Here is a 14,840-nt window from a genome sequence, read left to right on the forward strand (position 1 = left end):
CCATCCTGACCGCGCCCGAGCACGGTTAGCAAACCTACAGGCGCGCCTGGCTCAGCCTGAGCATCTGCGGACTCAGGTAGTGGCGGAGCTTCAGGCCTGCGTCGCCGAGCAAGCACAAAAGCTGCGGTTTGCGGCGCTGGAAGCTGCCATTCAGGAGGTCTATCGTGCCCGTCTCCAGGGGCTCATTGGAAGCCGTGCCCTCTCCGTAGAGATGACACCCGACATCATGAACGCGGTACTCCTGAGCCTGGATATTGAGCCAAACCGTCGGCTCTTGATTCGACTGCTACGGGCTTACTGTGATGGCGATACCCGCTGGGCTCTCCGCCAGAAAGCAAATCGGGAGTTTCTGCAAGCCCTAGAAGAGCGTGGAGTAGACAGTGTGGCATGGCAAAGTGACTGGCAGGAGCGCCTGTGCTGCGACGAGCTAGCCGATGGCTGGCTTCAGCTACAGCTAGAGACCGATCCGCTGGCTGTACTCCAGATGGGAAACTACTTCGACACCTGCCTGAGCTTCGGAGGCTGCAACTCCTACTCGACTGTTGCCAATGCATCCGATGCCAATAAACGGGTGCTCTACGGGCGTGATGGAAAAGGGAGGATCGTCGCACGTCAGCTCCTGGCGCTGACGATAGAGGATGGCCTGGTAGGCTTTCACCTCTACAGTACCGTGGATGACCCCAATATTCGTTTGGCGATCGTCAAGCGCGTTCGTGCGTTTGTGGAGCGCTTCGCGGTGCGCTGTGGCTTGACACTTGCCACGGAGGGGACGGTTCCGACGCTTCTGGCAACCACTTGGTACGACGATGGTACGGTTGCTTGGGACAGCCCGGAAGTCTCACCAAAAACAAAAAGCCCCGGAAGACAGGCAAGCCAGTCTTCTGGGGCATAGAGAGTGGGATTATTTCTGGATCTTATCCAGTCCAATTCCCTTGCTATCATCAAAAAGAACCTTGGTATCCGCGCCAACGAGATCGTCACGGGTGAGCTTGATCTTAAGCCAGAGCATCCGAAGTCCGGGCTTGATGTCCGTTCTTAAGTAGCGCTTGTCTGTCATGCCTTCACCGTTCCAGCCGAGGCGATCCTGAACAAAGTCCGGAGCGATGCGCGGGTTGAACCCGAGAGTCAGGTCATAGGCATCGGCCTTGAAGCTGTACATCTTCGGGTCTTTGCTCATGTCTATCTCGCGCTTTTGCCCAAACTCACTAGGCATCATCTTGTCTTCCAGAGCCACGTAGAACTTGCGATCCGTGAGCCCCTTCAGTTTAGACGCATCGGCCTTGATCTCACGGATGATCCCGGGGACATCTTCCTGCGTGTAGAACTTCTTCTTGCGCATCATGGGCGGAACGACCAGAGTCGCTAGCTGGAGCTGCCCGAGTGGTGAGAGCTGTCCGGCGGCCAGTGCCTGTACAATGGGCACGCCTTTCGGGGCGCTTCCATCGTCTTTGTAGGAATAGACTCCCGCTCGCTCCTGATTAGGATCCGTAGCCGCCGTTGGATTGATCGCGTAGAGGCTACCCTTGAGCGTCTTTTTTCCTCCACGAGAGTTGATCGCGTCTTGCATGATCGTCAGCGTGTCGGGAACCTCAAAGCTAAACTCCTTTGGAGAGGGCATGGTGTAGCCTGCATCATGGAGTCGCACGTCAATGCGTGCTCCATCTACCGGGCCATCCATCACGATTCCGCTGGAGATATTGGCTGCTTTGGGGTTGCCCTGATCATCGAAGCTCAGATCATCGTACTGATCCTTCAGACAGCCGATCAGGTTCCATGTCCCTTCCACACGAATCACGCGGGGGCGAACGCGGGTGACTTTGAAGGACATGTTGGTATCCACTTGGCCAAGGCGCGCAATGTCCCGTGGGCGGCAGTAGCTACGCACACTGACCATGCGGCGGTTCTTGGTGGCGTTGTTCAAACCCGAGGTATTGCGGGAGAGGGCATCGGCCTCTGTCGGGGTACCCTTGGCAGCATCGATGCGTTGCTTATGGGCCGCCATCGCGTCTTCCCACGCCTTGATCGCCGCTTCTGGGTTCCCAGAGCGCTCTGTGGCATGGGCCAGCAAGTGCTCTACCATGTTGATGTCATGGGCGGGATCGTTGTCGCGCGCTTGCTGATACGCCTTCACCGACTCGTCGTAGTCCTTGACTTTATCGAAGAGATTCCAGCCCTTCTCTTTGTAGAGGTCGAAGACCGTACTGTTGGCCTCGATTCCCTCATTGAGAAGCGCGATACCAACGGGCAGGTAGCGGCGATCCGAGCGCTGGTCGGTATCGGTGAAGTTATACATCAGGTGCCAGGCACCTGTGGAATAAACATCCAGCCAGTTGGGATCAAGCCAGGTAATCAGGCGCAGGAGCGGCAGAATCGCGTCGTAGTTCCCCGAGTGGAAGAACGAGTCGGCACGCACCCAGAGGAGCCCCGCAATCACCTGCCGGAAGCCCGAGACCGCAGCGAGGGCATACTCAAAAGGCAGTCCTCCTGTGGTCTTAAACATCGAAGGCGGCTCGACGGCGGGCTGTCGGCGTAGCGGGTCAATTCGTGCTTGGAGAAGCCCCTGAACCGCGATCAGCGCGAGAGCCCCTGCGGTCAGCTTGGGATTGCCCCGGACGGCATCGAGAAAATTTTTCATCATCACACCTCGCGTCGGTCAAAGACCAGAATGGAGATGATCAGCAGCACCGTGGCATACACCAGGGCATAGATCGTATTCTGGGTGAGAAGAGCGGCTTCGGACTTCACTTGCACATTGGCCTGCACCAGGGGGTTGGTGTAGTTGAAGTTGCCAAAGTTCGGTACCAGGTAGTGGACAATGGTAAAGAATCCCTTCGCTAGGACATTCTGCGTGTTCTTGGCCAGATCCAGCGTGAAGCTGGAGAGGTTCCCCACGATAAACAGAGAGAAGGTCAGGAAGAAGTTTACCAGCGGCGAGAGGAATGTCGAGAAGAAGATCGCCACGGCGCTGAGAAGTGCCATCTGGCAGTAGATCATCCAGACACCCTTCAGCATGTTGAGCGAGCTTCCCATGTCCACGCCACGTTGCTTGAGGATAATCGCCAGCACAAAGGCAAGTCCCATCAGGCCGACATTGATAAAGATCGTGCTGGCAGCACCGAAGTACTTGCCCAGCAAAAACTCATGGCGACGCACGGGCTTGGAGAGGATGGTGTAGATCGTGCGCCGCTCAATCTCGGTGGGGACGAGGTTGATGGAGAGGATCACGGTGATGAGCAGGGCGGCCATGGAGATAATTCCTAGGCCCATTCCCTTAACCAGAGTTAGCTCCTGACGCGGAGCAAACTGCTGGAAGGCAAAGGTCAGCACGAGCATGGCAAATCCGACCATGAGAAAGGCATTGAGCACTTTCTTGCGCAGAGCTTCGCTGATGGTGTTGCGAGCGATAACGATTGCGGTATTCATTTATTTGTCCATCAAGTCCTTGTATTTATTGGCGGTCGGCTTTGACTCACCCCCATCGAGCGGGCGGTCGCCGGTAGAGGCAAGGCTACCCGTCGCCGAGTCAATGCGCTCCCCGACGATCTCGACGAAGATATCCTCTAGGCGGCGCTTCTTAGGAACCACGGAGAAGACATCACCCTTGGCACCACGGATGGCATCGAGAAGTCCACCGACATCGGTGTTGGCGACGGTAACGGTGAGCTTGCCATCAAACTCGCTACTCTCCATGCCGCTCAGCTTGCCTGCAAGCTCCACAGATGGCTTGACGACGGTCACTTCCACGCGCTCGCCCCCAAGGAGCTCGTCCATGGTGCCGATCACCTGGAGCTTGCCCTTATGGATAATCGAGGCGCGGCCACAGACCATCTCGACATCTTCGAGCTGGTGGCTGGAAAGAAACATGGTCTTGCCCTGGCGCTTGAGCTCTAGCATGAGGTCACGGATATCGCGACGTGCAATGGCATCGAGGCCCGAGGTCGGCTCGTCGTAAAAGAGCAAGTCCGGGTCGTTGATCAGGCTCTGGGCAATCCCGACACGCTGTCGCATTCCCTTGGAGAACTCGGCGACGCGCTTATTGACATCGCTCTTTCCCCCAAGACCCACAAAGTCCACGAGCTCATCGGCTTTTTTCTTCGCGTCTTCGAGCTTCATGCCAAAGAGCTGCGCGTAAAAGGTCACGATCTCACGGGCGGTCATGTGCTCGTAGAAGTATGGAGACTCCGGCAAGTACGCCACTTTGTGTTTTGCCTCGATGTCCCCCGCGGGCTTGCCGAGCACATAGGCCTCGCCCTGCGTGGCATAGATAAGGCCAAGCAGGATCTTGATGGTGGTGGTCTTTCCTGCGCCGTTTGCGCCCAGGAAGCCAAAGACTTCGCCTTCTCCAATGGTGACGGAGAGGTTGTCAACGGCGTTGACGACCTCGCGCTTCATCGGAACCGGGTACTGTTTGGTTAGGTTTTTAATTTCTATGGCTGCCGCCATACGAAAGCTCCTTATACGCCGGAGGCCACGTCCTAGATCGTCGGGCCGCGCCGCTCCGCGCGTGCGTTTGGGATGGTTGTTTTTTTATGAACGATATCGGGGATCAACGCAAGAATCGTGCCCCCGGATTAGTACAGATGAACTTGCGAGAATGTTCCCACTCAGGCCGCAAAAGTTTACCCGGTCGTAGGTCTTCTGTCAATGCGGCTTACATTAAGGAACTGCCCCAGCTCCTGTAAGCGCTCCTCCGTAGGGGGCATCACCCAATCGGCCGCAACGCCAGGCTCCCATAAAAGCGCGAGTACCTGAAGAGAATCGGTCTTGGTGTCGCGCTTGAGATCTACTCGCCCAATGAGCTTGCCGTCGTGCAGAATCGGCAGGACGTAGTAGCCCCACTTGCGCTTTGCCGCCGGGACATAGACCTCCCAGGTGTAGTCAAAGTCAAAGATCTCCCGAGTGCGCTGCCGGTCGTAGACAAGCGGATCGAGCGGGGCTAGCAGCCTTAGCCCTCCTAGCCCTCCTCCCTCTATCCCTCCTCCCGATAACGGGAGGAGGGAAGCCTCTTCGATAAGGCAGTACCAGGGCTTGGTGAGGCCCTCGATCTCCACCTTACAGAACGCACTCTCGCCCAGCGTGGCCTTGTCCTCGCGCCCTGGTCGAAAGAGCGCCTTGGCCTTGAGGCGCTTGCGGGCAAGATAGCGCTTCGTCTCTTCTAGGTCGGGAAGCTCCGACGACTCTTTCTGGTGCCACTGTGCCAAATCCGGCGCGACGCGCTCTAATCTATCGAAGTAGCGCTCGAAGTTCTTGCGGTGCGCAATTCCCAGCGTCCCGTGTAACCAGAGCTTTTCTGCCACTTGCGAAACCACCGTGGCCTGCGTGCCCCAGCCCGAGCGCATGTGCCCGAAGTCGTTGCCATGGCGGCGCGTGGAGAGGGGGCCATGAGTGTCCAGCGCCTCTAAAAACGCCGCCGCGACGGGCTCCTCTTCGGGAAACAAGCCCTGCCAGCGCCCTGGCTCTGCCTGCCTAGCTTTCTTGCGGCGCACGAAATGCGGGTAGTCAGCGCGGGGCAGGGCCGCGAGATTGGGGAAGTGTATCTCAAAAGCGCTGGCGTCTGGCCCGTAGAGCGTCTCGGCGAGCTTCTCGGGGGCGTAGTCTTTCACGCGAGGCCACAGAATCAGCTCGTGCATCCGCCCACAGATCGGGATCGAGTCCTCCTGCACAAACTCTAGTCGCTGGATCGCCGTGTCTACATCGGGGAGGCTCTGCCAGCTCTCTAAAGCAAAAGCGCGGATCAGAAACGCCCGCGCAGCGTCTTTGGTAATGCGAATCGTCTGCACGTCCAGCTATTCGTGATCGAACGCCTGTTTTCCTTTTTCAGTACCGTCATCAACCCACCAGCGCTCTTTTTCTGGTGGAAGTGTGGGTGGCCCGAGCTTTCGCAGAGCAGCAACATGGAGCCAGCAGAAGATATTGATCAGCCAGCAGATCAGAAGTTGGAGAAGGACGGGAAGGGCGGAAGGGAGATAGCCTACTGTGCAGAGAACATAGCCTATCCATAGGGAGGCGGGCAAAAGTATAAGGCTTGCAATCAAATGCACGAAGGGCCTACTGGAGAGGAAGCCAGCCACGCGACTTAGCTGTGGGCCATCACGAAGAACCTGCGCCAAGTCGTAGAGCCAGCTCAGGGCGAGGAGCCACAGACAAGCGCCCCCGAAACCAAGAAAGAGGCGGGTGTAGAGGGGAAGTGCCGTATCTCCAATATCTGTGGTGCTAAAGATCGCGAAAAATGCCATCGACAGTGACTCCGCCAGGCACTTCCAGCCGGTGTGCCAATACATCTGTTTGGGGGGCTTTCGTTGTTGCTCTTGTTTTTGCACCATAGCGGTTTTGCTGGCTGCGCCTTGGCCTTTTAGACCAACCCCTGCCGGGCAGCGAGGAGGGCGGCTTCGGCGCGGGAGTTTACTTCTAGCTTCTCGAAGATCTTGGAGATGTGGTTCTTGACAGTCTTCTCAGAGATGAAAAGCGACTCGGCGATCTCTTTGTTGCGCATGCCCTTGCCGATAAAGCTGAGCACTTCGCGCTCGCGGTCAGTGAGGTGCGCAAAGACGGCGTTGTCTACGGCACGCTGGGTGGAGAGGCGGCTAAACTCGTTGAAGACGCGGCTGGCGAGCGCGGGGGGGAGCAGACCGCCGCCCCGTGCGACGGCGCGGATGGCGGCGAGGGCCTCTTCCGGCGGGGAGTCTTTGAGGACATAGCCTCGCGCACCGGCTTTGATAGCGGCGAACACTTTGTCGTCATCGCCGTAGATCGTCAGGATCACGATATGGGTGTCGGGAAGCTCTTTGCGGAGCGTGTCCGTGACCTCAATCCCGCTGACCTTGGGCATCCCAATATCGGTGAGAAGCACATCGGGTTTCTGGGCGCGGCAGACCGAGAGCGCCCGCTCGCCATCGGAGGCGGTGCCGACAACTTGGATGTCATCCTCCAGTGCCAGCATCTGTGCCAGGCTCTCGCGCATCATCGCCTGGTCTTCTGCAATCACAAGCCGTATTTTTTCCATGGTTTTCCTTCACAGTGCCTCGGTTCGATACGAGTGGGCGACTAGTGCAACATACTCCGAAAGTCCCGCGTCGGCAAGGTCGTAGTTCACGGCGGTGCGCAGTGCCACCAAGGCATCCCCGACGGACTTTGCCATGCGATCGGCGACATACTGTGGGTAGGGCTCGCGAATCTCGGGGCTGATGACCTGGGCTTTGAGCGTGGCAAAGACTCCGGCGAGGCGTGTGGGATTCTGCGCGACTTCTTTCTTGAGCTCTAGGCGAAACGCGGGGCTCCAGGGCTGGGGTTTGTAGTAGACCGCAAAGAGGCCGTCGGTGCGCACTTGCGAGACGGCTTCGTTCACGGCCTGGCGCACCTCTTCTCGAATGGCATCTGAGGGCGTGAGCTTCTGAATTTCTTTGGCGATCCAGTTGCGCTTGCTCTTTTGCGTCAGCCCCAGCGGCACGGGCTGGGTGTACTCATCGGCGTGGAGAAGAAGCGTCATGGTCGTGCGGTCGTCGAGCTTGAGCTGTCCGCCCAGCCAGGTCTCGCCCAAGTCGCGCGTGCCGTCGTACTTGACCAAGGCGACGATCTCAGGGTTGAACATCGCGGCATGGAGCGCCTCGGCGGTGCGGTAGTGCGCAAAGTTCTCCGCCAGCTCTTGCCTTAAGCCATCATTGCTGATACTCAGCGCGGCATTGAGCGAGATAACCGGGGTGAGATGCGAGCCGTCTAGGAGCACGATAGGGTGGGGGGCATCGCGCAGCAGAGAGAGCTCCAGCGTGGTCATCACGGCGCGGCAGGTGCTCCCCGTGGCATCGCCCTCGTGCTGGAGTGTCTTTTGCCACGCGGCAAACGGTGTCTCACTCCAGAGCCCCGTGCCGCCCAGTCCTTCCACGCCCACGGCGACCGCAAGCGCAGTGTCCATCCCGAGGCCCTTCTCCACCGCTGCGCCACCGTCAATGGCGCAGCAGGCCGGGGCTTCCACGAGAGGAAGATCGTCGGTGTGGAGGATGCGGCTCTCCAGAATCAGCTGGTTGCGCAGCAGCTCCCGGCGGGAGTCCACGCTCTCGAAAAGAGTCCGCACCCCATCGGCGACCTCGGCGGCCTTGCCTAGAATCTGGCGGATGATCTGGTCGGGGAGGTCGGAACCACTATCAAATGACATCAGCTGGATTGTACCCGGCTAGCAAAGCTCGATCACGAGGCGCTGGAGCACGGCTTGGGGGCTGTCGCCGCCGGGGTAGACCCCTTTGAGGGTTAGGTCGGCGTGCAGGAGCTTTTCGAGACGCTCTTCCAGCTCGGGGAGGGTGAAGTTGCGGGCCTGACCGACGTACTTATCGGCCATCCACGACGTGCGCGGGTTACTGATAATAGACGCCGCACCATCAGCAGGAAGCAGGGCGGCGACTTGTGCACTGACCGGCTGGGCATTGCGGCCCGCCATCTTCTTCTCGCCTAAGTACCGAAACTGCATGACCAAGCGGATCTGGCGGGCCAGCAGAACCAAAGTGCGCGGGGCGACGGATTCCGGGCGGTTGCTGCCGCGAAAGAGCATGTTCACATGGGCAAGCGCCTCTTTGGACTTGCGCATCCCCACGGCATCGCAGAGCTTGAAGATCACATCATCGGGGCCGCGTGAGAGAGTTGCCTCCACATCGGCGGCGGAGATGCGCGGGCTGTCTCCGGCGTGGAGGGCCGCTTTCTCTAGCTCCGTGCCAATATGGCGCACATCGTCGGCGGGGAGCTGGGAGAGAAGCGTGAGGGCGTCTTGATCTAGTGTCTTGCCCAAGCGGCGGGCCTCCTGGAGCAAGTGTCCACGGAGATCCTCGACTTTCGGCAGGGCAAAGTCCCGCACCTCCCCGAGTTTTTTGACCGCATTGGCAAGCTCCGTACTCACCGTCGTGCCGCGCTTGGTCTTTCCGTCTTCGACAATGGGAGAGCCCGTGTGCAGGACCAAGAGCCCACTCGGGGGAATACGGTCCAGGCCGCCGGCGAGGCGCTTCTGGTCTTCGGCATCGAGCTGCTGGGTGTCGCGGAGCACCACGACTTTCTTGCCGCTACCAAAGGGAACGGTTCCGACAGCCCCCAGCACCTGATCTGCCTTGACGTGCGAGCCATCGAGGGTCTCCGCATCGAAGTCGGCGAAGTCTGGGTCGGCCTGCTTCAGAAAAAGTAGCGCCTCGGCGTGCTTCCGATCCGACTCCATCCCGGTCAGTAAGATCACTCTTGGAGGGCCTTCAGGGCGCTCCTGGGCCTTAGGCTTAGTGGCGGCAGCTCGTGCCATCTAGTGTTTTCTCTCTTTCAGGTTCGTATTGAGCTCGCGCAGGGCCTCTTGTGCAAGGCTCACATCCTTTTCTTGGAGTGCCTGCTGGGCAAAAAGGGCACGCTCGCTGAGCTTGGCAAGCCGCTCGTAGTGTTTTCCCACGCTGCTACCAAGTCGTTTCTGGACAAGCTGGGTGTGCTCCCCGATCGTCATCGTGCTCTCTCGCATGGCGCCGTGGCGCTTGAGCTGGTGCAGAGCGCTACGGTAGGTTGCCAGAACACGTCGCGCAAAGATCTCTTCCGGCGAGGTCTGGCTTTGCCCTGGACGAACACCGCGCCGCCGCTGGTAGAGTTCGTTGCCGCCCACCGCGAGTAGCCCAAGTACGGCAATGCCTGCCAGCGCAAGGGGGCCAGGGGAGATGTTCGCAGTCTTGGCCTTAGTGCTGGGAGGACTTGCCACGGGGATCGAGGTCGCTTCTGCGGTGAGGGCCGTGGCATCAAAGGGAATCCAGCCGTAGCCAGTAAAAAACACTTCGCACCAGGCGTGGCGATTGCGCTCTCGAAGGTGGTAGGAAGACGGATGATCGGGGTCTACTTCCCCAGCATTGAAGCCCGTCGCAATGCGTGCCGGGATGCCTGCCGCGCGGCAGAGCATCGTCACCGATGTCGCGTAGAGGTCACAGTAGCCGACCTTGGACTCATTGAGAAACCACTCCGCCGGGTTCCGTCCCAGAGGGCACGCGGGGGCATCTAGTGAGTAGATACACCGGTTCGCCACAAACTGTCGGATGGCCTCCGCTTGGTCAAAGGGGCCTTTGGTCGCTCCAATCGCCGTGCGTGCCAGCTCGTCTAAGAGAGTGGGATTTGGGTCTTGGAGATACCGATCCTGGATCTCCTTGGGATAGCGACGTGAGGAGTTATTCAGCTCCTGCGATGTCGCAATGGAGACATCACAGGTCAGGGAGTATGCCGTGAGCGGGGGAGCCATGTCAAGCTGGTTACGGATCATTCCCAGAGTGCCATCTACCCGGCGAATGATCGTGGGCAGGTCGGTGCGAAGCTCCCGTGGCTCGGCGATATGGCACAGGCCGCGTAGGGAGACTAGTGGCTCGACCATGACCTGAACCGGCTCCGTTTTTGCTCGTGAACCTTCCACACCGGGTGAGAAGGTGAAGAGGCTCTGGCTACTGGCCCTACTCTGGGGAGCAAGTGCCTCCCCATCAAGATCCGCGGCGTAGGGAACCCAGAGGTTGCCTTGGAGCGTTGCGAAGGTGCTAATGCGCCAGTAGTAGGGACGTGAGACCTTGACCCGGTAGAGCAGGGTATCGTCATCGGTGACCGGCCCCAGTCCGACGGCAAACTCCCGTGCACTCTCAAAGTTTCGTAGCTGCTTGGCTCCCTGGAGGCGCTTCTGCTCGTGAGAGACTTTCAAGCGCTCCAGCACCCGCTCCAGAGACATATTGCGCCCGATCATCTGAAGCGGAATCGCGACTACGCAGCCCAGAACAAAGGTCAGGAGCCACAGCAGCGCCGCCGTCCGCACTTGGAGCAGAAGCAGGGAGCCTGAGGTGACCTGTCGCCGCCCGATAGCCCCTGCCTGCGCCAGCGTGTGGTGGTGCACCAGCAGAAAGAGCGCACAGAGCAAGTAGGCCCCAAAGCAGACAATCGTGATGACGTTCAGGTTGATCGTGGCGGCAAGTCCGGACATGGCCATAGACCAGACACACGAAAAAAGCGTCGCAGAGTCGGTAAGCCAGAAGAATATCGCGAGGGTAGCCGTAAAGGTCAGAGCCATGATCAGGCTGGTGTCGGCACTCGTGAGAGCGAAGTCTAGGGGGAGCACATTTCGAAAGCGCAGCACAAGGAACTGAACCACGAAAAATGTTGCTATCATCCCAATCGCACCCGGAAGTAAGAGTGCGCTGCCTCCTTCTCTGCGCTGAACGGCACGGGCGGTGAAGAGCCCGACCACCCCCAACAATACCAAGAACATTGTGTAGCCGATACTGATGATCGGAGAGGCAAGGGCGTAAAGAGCAAGGCTCTGCCCCAGAAGGGCGGCAAGCTGGAGTGGCAGCGAGCCCTCCTGAGTTTTCGGGGCTAGCTCGGAACTAGCGACTTTCACGGAGGATTGGCTCAAGGTGTTTGCCTCCTTCTTCCCAAGGGGAGTGTTTCTTCTCGATGCGCTTCAGGAAGGTGGGAGGGACACCTGGCAGGCGTGTGGCCCGTCCTCCAAAGCTCAAGGGATCGAAGTAGTAGACTTCGAGGCTATCGCCTAGGCTCAGGCGGCGGGTGAGCCACGCATCAAGGGCGGGATCCCCGGCTGCTGTTAGCACCACGAGGCGCGTGCCCGGACGAAACTGCTGCGCACTCAGGGTCGCCGCCAAGGACACGTCTGCGGTGGCCTGTGCGCGTGCAAGCTGGTCAAAGAGACGATAGCGGGCGGCCTCTGGGTCACTGGAGCGGGCATCAAGGGTGGCCTTGCCGGTTTGGGTAAAGAGCATCACGCCCCCGCCACGGGTCGCTGTTCGATCTGCGAGGGTGGCGGCGATCTTCACGGCGTACTCTAGGGTGGACTCGCGCCCACTCCCGACATGGGTTTCTTTTGTGAGATCCAGCGCGATCACCAGGTCTTGCTCAAAGGCTTTCTCAAACTCCACGACGGCGAGCCGACCGGTGCGCGCGGTCGTACGCCAGTGGACACGCCTTAAAGAGTCGCCGGGGTGGTACTCGCGGACGCCGTGAAACTCTAGGCCATCGCCGCGCTGCGCCTTGCCCTCGCGCTCCCGCACCCCGAAGCGCCCCTCGCCGCCGGACTGTGCCACCCGAACCGTGAGAGGCGAGGGATGCACCACGACCTCCGTGGTCGGTGCAAGGTCGGCGGAGAACGAGAAGAGCCCTAGAGGATCGGTAGTCTCGACACGCGTGGGTCCCAGTGTGTGCACCCCACGCAGAAGGGGCTCTACGGTATACGTCAGAGTGCCCGTGTAGCCGTCCCAGGACTCTGGCTTGCGCCGAAGTGGCTCATCGGTGCGCGGGAGGGAGGGCGGAAGTACCTCGTCTACTTCGAGAGTCGTGGCGGGAAATCGTCCCTGGGCCGAGAGCTCCAACGTAACACGGAGGGGCTTGCCCTCGATAGCGCTACTAACGTGTCGGCGCTGGCCCGAGTAGCTGGTAGGGGCCAGTGCGACAATTCCATACGCAATGGGCTGGATCAGCGCGGCCATCACGGCCATGAAGTAGAGATACTGAATGTCCAGCAAAAGCGCGACCGTAAAGAGAAAAATAAACGCGACGGTGATCACAAAGGCTTTAATGCTACTGGTGCTGGTCTTTCGTCCCACGGTTCTCATTGTACCTGTATCGCTCCACCAATGCCCGAGAGTTTGGAAATACCGTAGCAAATTCTCAGTCTTTGTTATTCTCTGCAGTTGGGTTGAGCAAGAGACTAAGATGACGAAGCGGGGCCGGTTCATCGTAGTTATTGGAATTTGAAGGTGCTTTGACTTTCAGAATCGTCGCAAGGATCTCTTGTGCCTTGTCCCCACGCTTGTGAACTTCCATAGCCAGAAAGGGCTGACTCCGGTGCGTGATGCTGTCCTCTGCCAGGAGCCATGCGATCAGCTCATCCGTGGGGATGTGTGTCAGAAAGTCTTCGAGGAGGAGCCCTACTTGTAGGTACGTTCCGGGGCTACGAAAGGCACTCCAGTGTGCGGAAAATGTCTGGAAAATCGCAAAATCGTGCCAGTGCCTGAGGGCTTGTAGGAGCTGGAGTCGGAGAGATTCGATCTCTTCCTGGGCAAGGGCCTTGAGAAAGACAGCGCGTGTCGCCGGGTCTTCTTCATGGGAGAGGGCTTTAATCAGCGCAGCCCGCACCGTGGGAGCTTTCTCAGAAAGTAGTGCCGTGCGCCAGAGAGCAGGCTCCGAGCCGTCGCCGAGCCTTATGAGCTGCTGAACCAGCAAGAGGCGAACCTCCGGCGCAGTCTCTGTTATCCAGAGATTTCGGAGGTGGGGGACTATCGCCCGACCTACTTCGAGTATGGTGTTGTAGATTACGAGCATGCGCTTTTGGGGATCGGCCTGGTAGGCCAGGGTGGCATAGAGTGCCCCAAGAGAGTCACTTTCCCCAACGGGCAAGTCGGTTTCTACCACGCTTAGCCGCACGAGATGGTCGTCGTCATGGGCGTAGATCTCGCGGAGCTGGAAGTGTGCCTCTAGGTCGGCGAGCTGCTCTAGGGCTTTCACTGCAACAATCCGCACCATACCCGAGTCGTCCTGTCCCAGTCGTTCCAGAGCCTGATGCGACTCTGGCCCTCCAAGCTCTCCGAAGGCTTTCGCCATCGCCGCTCGCACCCAGCCCTCTGTCTCATGGGGAAGCCAGGCAAAAAGCGCCACGGCATCGGTGCTACTGTGCACTAGCTCGCGTCGTATTTGCCATTTCGGCGTTGCTTTGAGTTGTTCGTAAAGTCCCACCGAAACGGCTCCTTTCGCCTGAGCCTTTAGGATACCTTAGGCGCAAGTAGCGCTCTACAAACAAAGCGACGCGGTACCAAGAATGATCGTATGAAACGTCTTGCCTACCGCGCCGCCCTCGTTCTCTGTTTCACCGTGCCCGTAGAACTGGTCGCCCTTCAAGCCCGGCAAGAGCGCATCGAGCACAAGTATCAGTATGACGAGTGCCAGCATATTTTGCATCAGCTTGATAGTGCCAAAGAGCAGCGTCTCATGGATGGGCGAACCCCGAGGGGCTACAAACCAAAGTGGGGCGATATGCAACAGTACATCCGATGGAAACACTGGCCGCTTCTCTGTCCGTCAGGTGGATTCTATACTCTCGGTGATCCCGGTGTTGCGCCTTCGTGCTCGGTTCATGGAGCAATGCTTGAGCACTGTCATGGGGCACCGTAAAACGGGTAAAATATCCGCATGAAGAAGAATGCACCGGTGAACCGCCTGAACGGTTCCCTTCCCAAAGTTGGGATTCGTCCCACGATTGATGGCCGCTACGGCGGGGTCCGTGAGAGTCTGGAAGATCAGACCATGGGCATGGCGCAGCGCACGGCGGCGCTGATTGTTGCCAATATCAAGCATGCTTGTGGCCTGCCCGTTGAAGTGGTTATCGCGGACACGTGCATTGGCGGCGCGGCGGAGGCGGCGGCGTGTGCGGAGAAGTTTGCACGCGAGGGCGTGGGCGTGGTGCTGACCGTGACCCCGTGCTGGTGCTACGGTGCGGAGACGATGAGCCTGGACGCCTCGATTCCCACGGCGGTCTGGGGCTTCAATGGCACGGAGCGGCCTGGCGCGGTCTATCTGGCCGCCGTGCTGTCGGGGCACACGCAGAAGGGGATTCCGGCGTTTGGCATCTACGGCCATGAGGTGCAGGACAGCACGGACACGAGTATTCCCGCCGATGTTGCGGAGAAGATCCTGCGCTTTGTGAAGTCTGGGCTTGCGGTGGCGACCATGAAGGGGACGAGCTATCTGGCGATGGGCGGCGTCTCGATGGGAATCGCGGGCTCGATCGTGGACTGCGACTTCTTTGAGAGCTTCCTGGGGATGCGCCCCGAGTTTCTGGACATGACCGAGTTCGTGCG

The 14,840-nt window shown here is 59.2% G+C and carries 12 protein-coding genes and 2 pseudogenes; 3 read left to right on the forward strand and 11 right to left on the reverse strand.

The window, feature by feature from the left end; genetic code table 11:
- A pseudogene (locus tag AC1XOS_RS11160) lies at nt 1-892 on the forward strand (hypothetical protein); the annotation flags it as partial.
- A gap of 9 nt (nt 893-901) precedes the next feature.
- On the opposite strand, the gene AC1XOS_RS11165 reads toward AC1XOS_RS11160, so the two are convergent.
- The 11 genes from AC1XOS_RS11165 to AC1XOS_RS11215 form a co-directional block, all read right to left on the reverse strand.
- On the reverse strand, nt 902-2,638 hold the full coding sequence (locus tag AC1XOS_RS11165; protein ID WP_481962297.1) for a tetratricopeptide repeat protein: 1,737 nt from the start codon (nt 2,636-2,638) through the stop codon (nt 902-904).
- Nucleotides 2,638-3,423 (reverse strand): ABC transporter permease, encoded by a 786-nt coding sequence (locus AC1XOS_RS11170; RefSeq protein WP_481962298.1) that lies wholly within the window; start codon nt 3,421-3,423, stop codon nt 2,638-2,640. The genes AC1XOS_RS11165 and AC1XOS_RS11170 overlap by 1 nt, the downstream gene beginning before the upstream one ends.
- A complete protein-coding gene (locus AC1XOS_RS11175; protein WP_481962299.1) occupies nt 3,424-4,443 on the reverse strand; it encodes an ABC transporter ATP-binding protein in 1,020 nt (339 codons plus the stop codon).
- A gap of 176 nt (nt 4,444-4,619) precedes the next feature.
- The gene (locus AC1XOS_RS11180) at nt 4,620-5,780 is read right to left on the reverse strand and encodes a DNA glycosylase AlkZ-like family protein (RefSeq protein WP_481962300.1); all 1,161 of its coding nucleotides are present in this window, start codon (nt 5,778-5,780) and stop codon (nt 4,620-4,622) included.
- A gap of 6 nt (nt 5,781-5,786) precedes the next feature.
- A complete protein-coding gene (locus tag AC1XOS_RS11185) occupies nt 5,787-6,323 on the reverse strand; it encodes a hypothetical protein (RefSeq protein ID WP_481962301.1) in 537 nt (178 codons plus the stop codon).
- A 29-nt stretch (nt 6,324-6,352) separates the two neighbouring features.
- A complete protein-coding gene (locus AC1XOS_RS11190) occupies nt 6,353-7,003 on the reverse strand; it encodes a response regulator (protein WP_481962302.1) in 651 nt (216 codons plus the stop codon).
- Nucleotides 7,004-7,012: 9 nt separating this feature from the next.
- Nucleotides 7,013-8,149 (reverse strand): DNA double-strand break repair nuclease NurA, encoded by a 1,137-nt coding sequence (locus tag AC1XOS_RS11195; protein WP_481962303.1) that lies wholly within the window; start codon nt 8,147-8,149, stop codon nt 7,013-7,015.
- A gap of 18 nt (nt 8,150-8,167) precedes the next feature.
- Entirely contained in the window at nt 8,168-9,268 is a 1,101-nt protein-coding gene (gene holA, locus AC1XOS_RS11200) for a DNA polymerase III subunit delta (RefSeq protein ID WP_481962304.1), read from the reverse strand.
- Nucleotides 9,269-11,371 carry a transglutaminase-like domain-containing protein gene (locus tag AC1XOS_RS11205; protein ID WP_481962305.1) on the reverse strand — a complete coding sequence of 701 codons (2,103 nt, stop codon included), beginning with the start codon at nt 11,369-11,371 and terminating at the stop codon, nt 9,269-9,271.
- On the reverse strand, nt 11,358-12,590 hold the full coding sequence (locus AC1XOS_RS11210; RefSeq protein WP_481962306.1) for a DUF58 domain-containing protein: 1,233 nt from the start codon (nt 12,588-12,590) through the stop codon (nt 11,358-11,360). The genes AC1XOS_RS11205 and AC1XOS_RS11210 overlap by 14 nt, the downstream gene beginning before the upstream one ends.
- 64 nt (nt 12,591-12,654) lie before the next feature.
- Entirely contained in the window at nt 12,655-13,662 is a 1,008-nt protein-coding gene (locus tag AC1XOS_RS11215; protein WP_481962307.1) for a HEAT repeat domain-containing protein, read from the reverse strand.
- Between the two features lie 147 nt (nt 13,663-13,809).
- Here AC1XOS_RS11215 and AC1XOS_RS11220 point away from each other — a divergent pair, with 147 nt between their 5' ends.
- Together AC1XOS_RS11220 and fucI are read left to right on the forward strand one after the other, a co-directional pair.
- Entirely contained in the window at nt 13,810-14,154 is a 345-nt protein-coding gene (locus tag AC1XOS_RS11220) for a hypothetical protein (RefSeq protein WP_481962308.1), read from the forward strand.
- A 36-nt stretch (nt 14,155-14,190) separates the two neighbouring features.
- Nucleotides 14,191-14,840, forward strand: a pseudogene (fucI, locus tag AC1XOS_RS11225) (L-fucose isomerase); the annotation flags it as partial.

This window comes from Armatimonas sp., assembly GCF_964826245.1.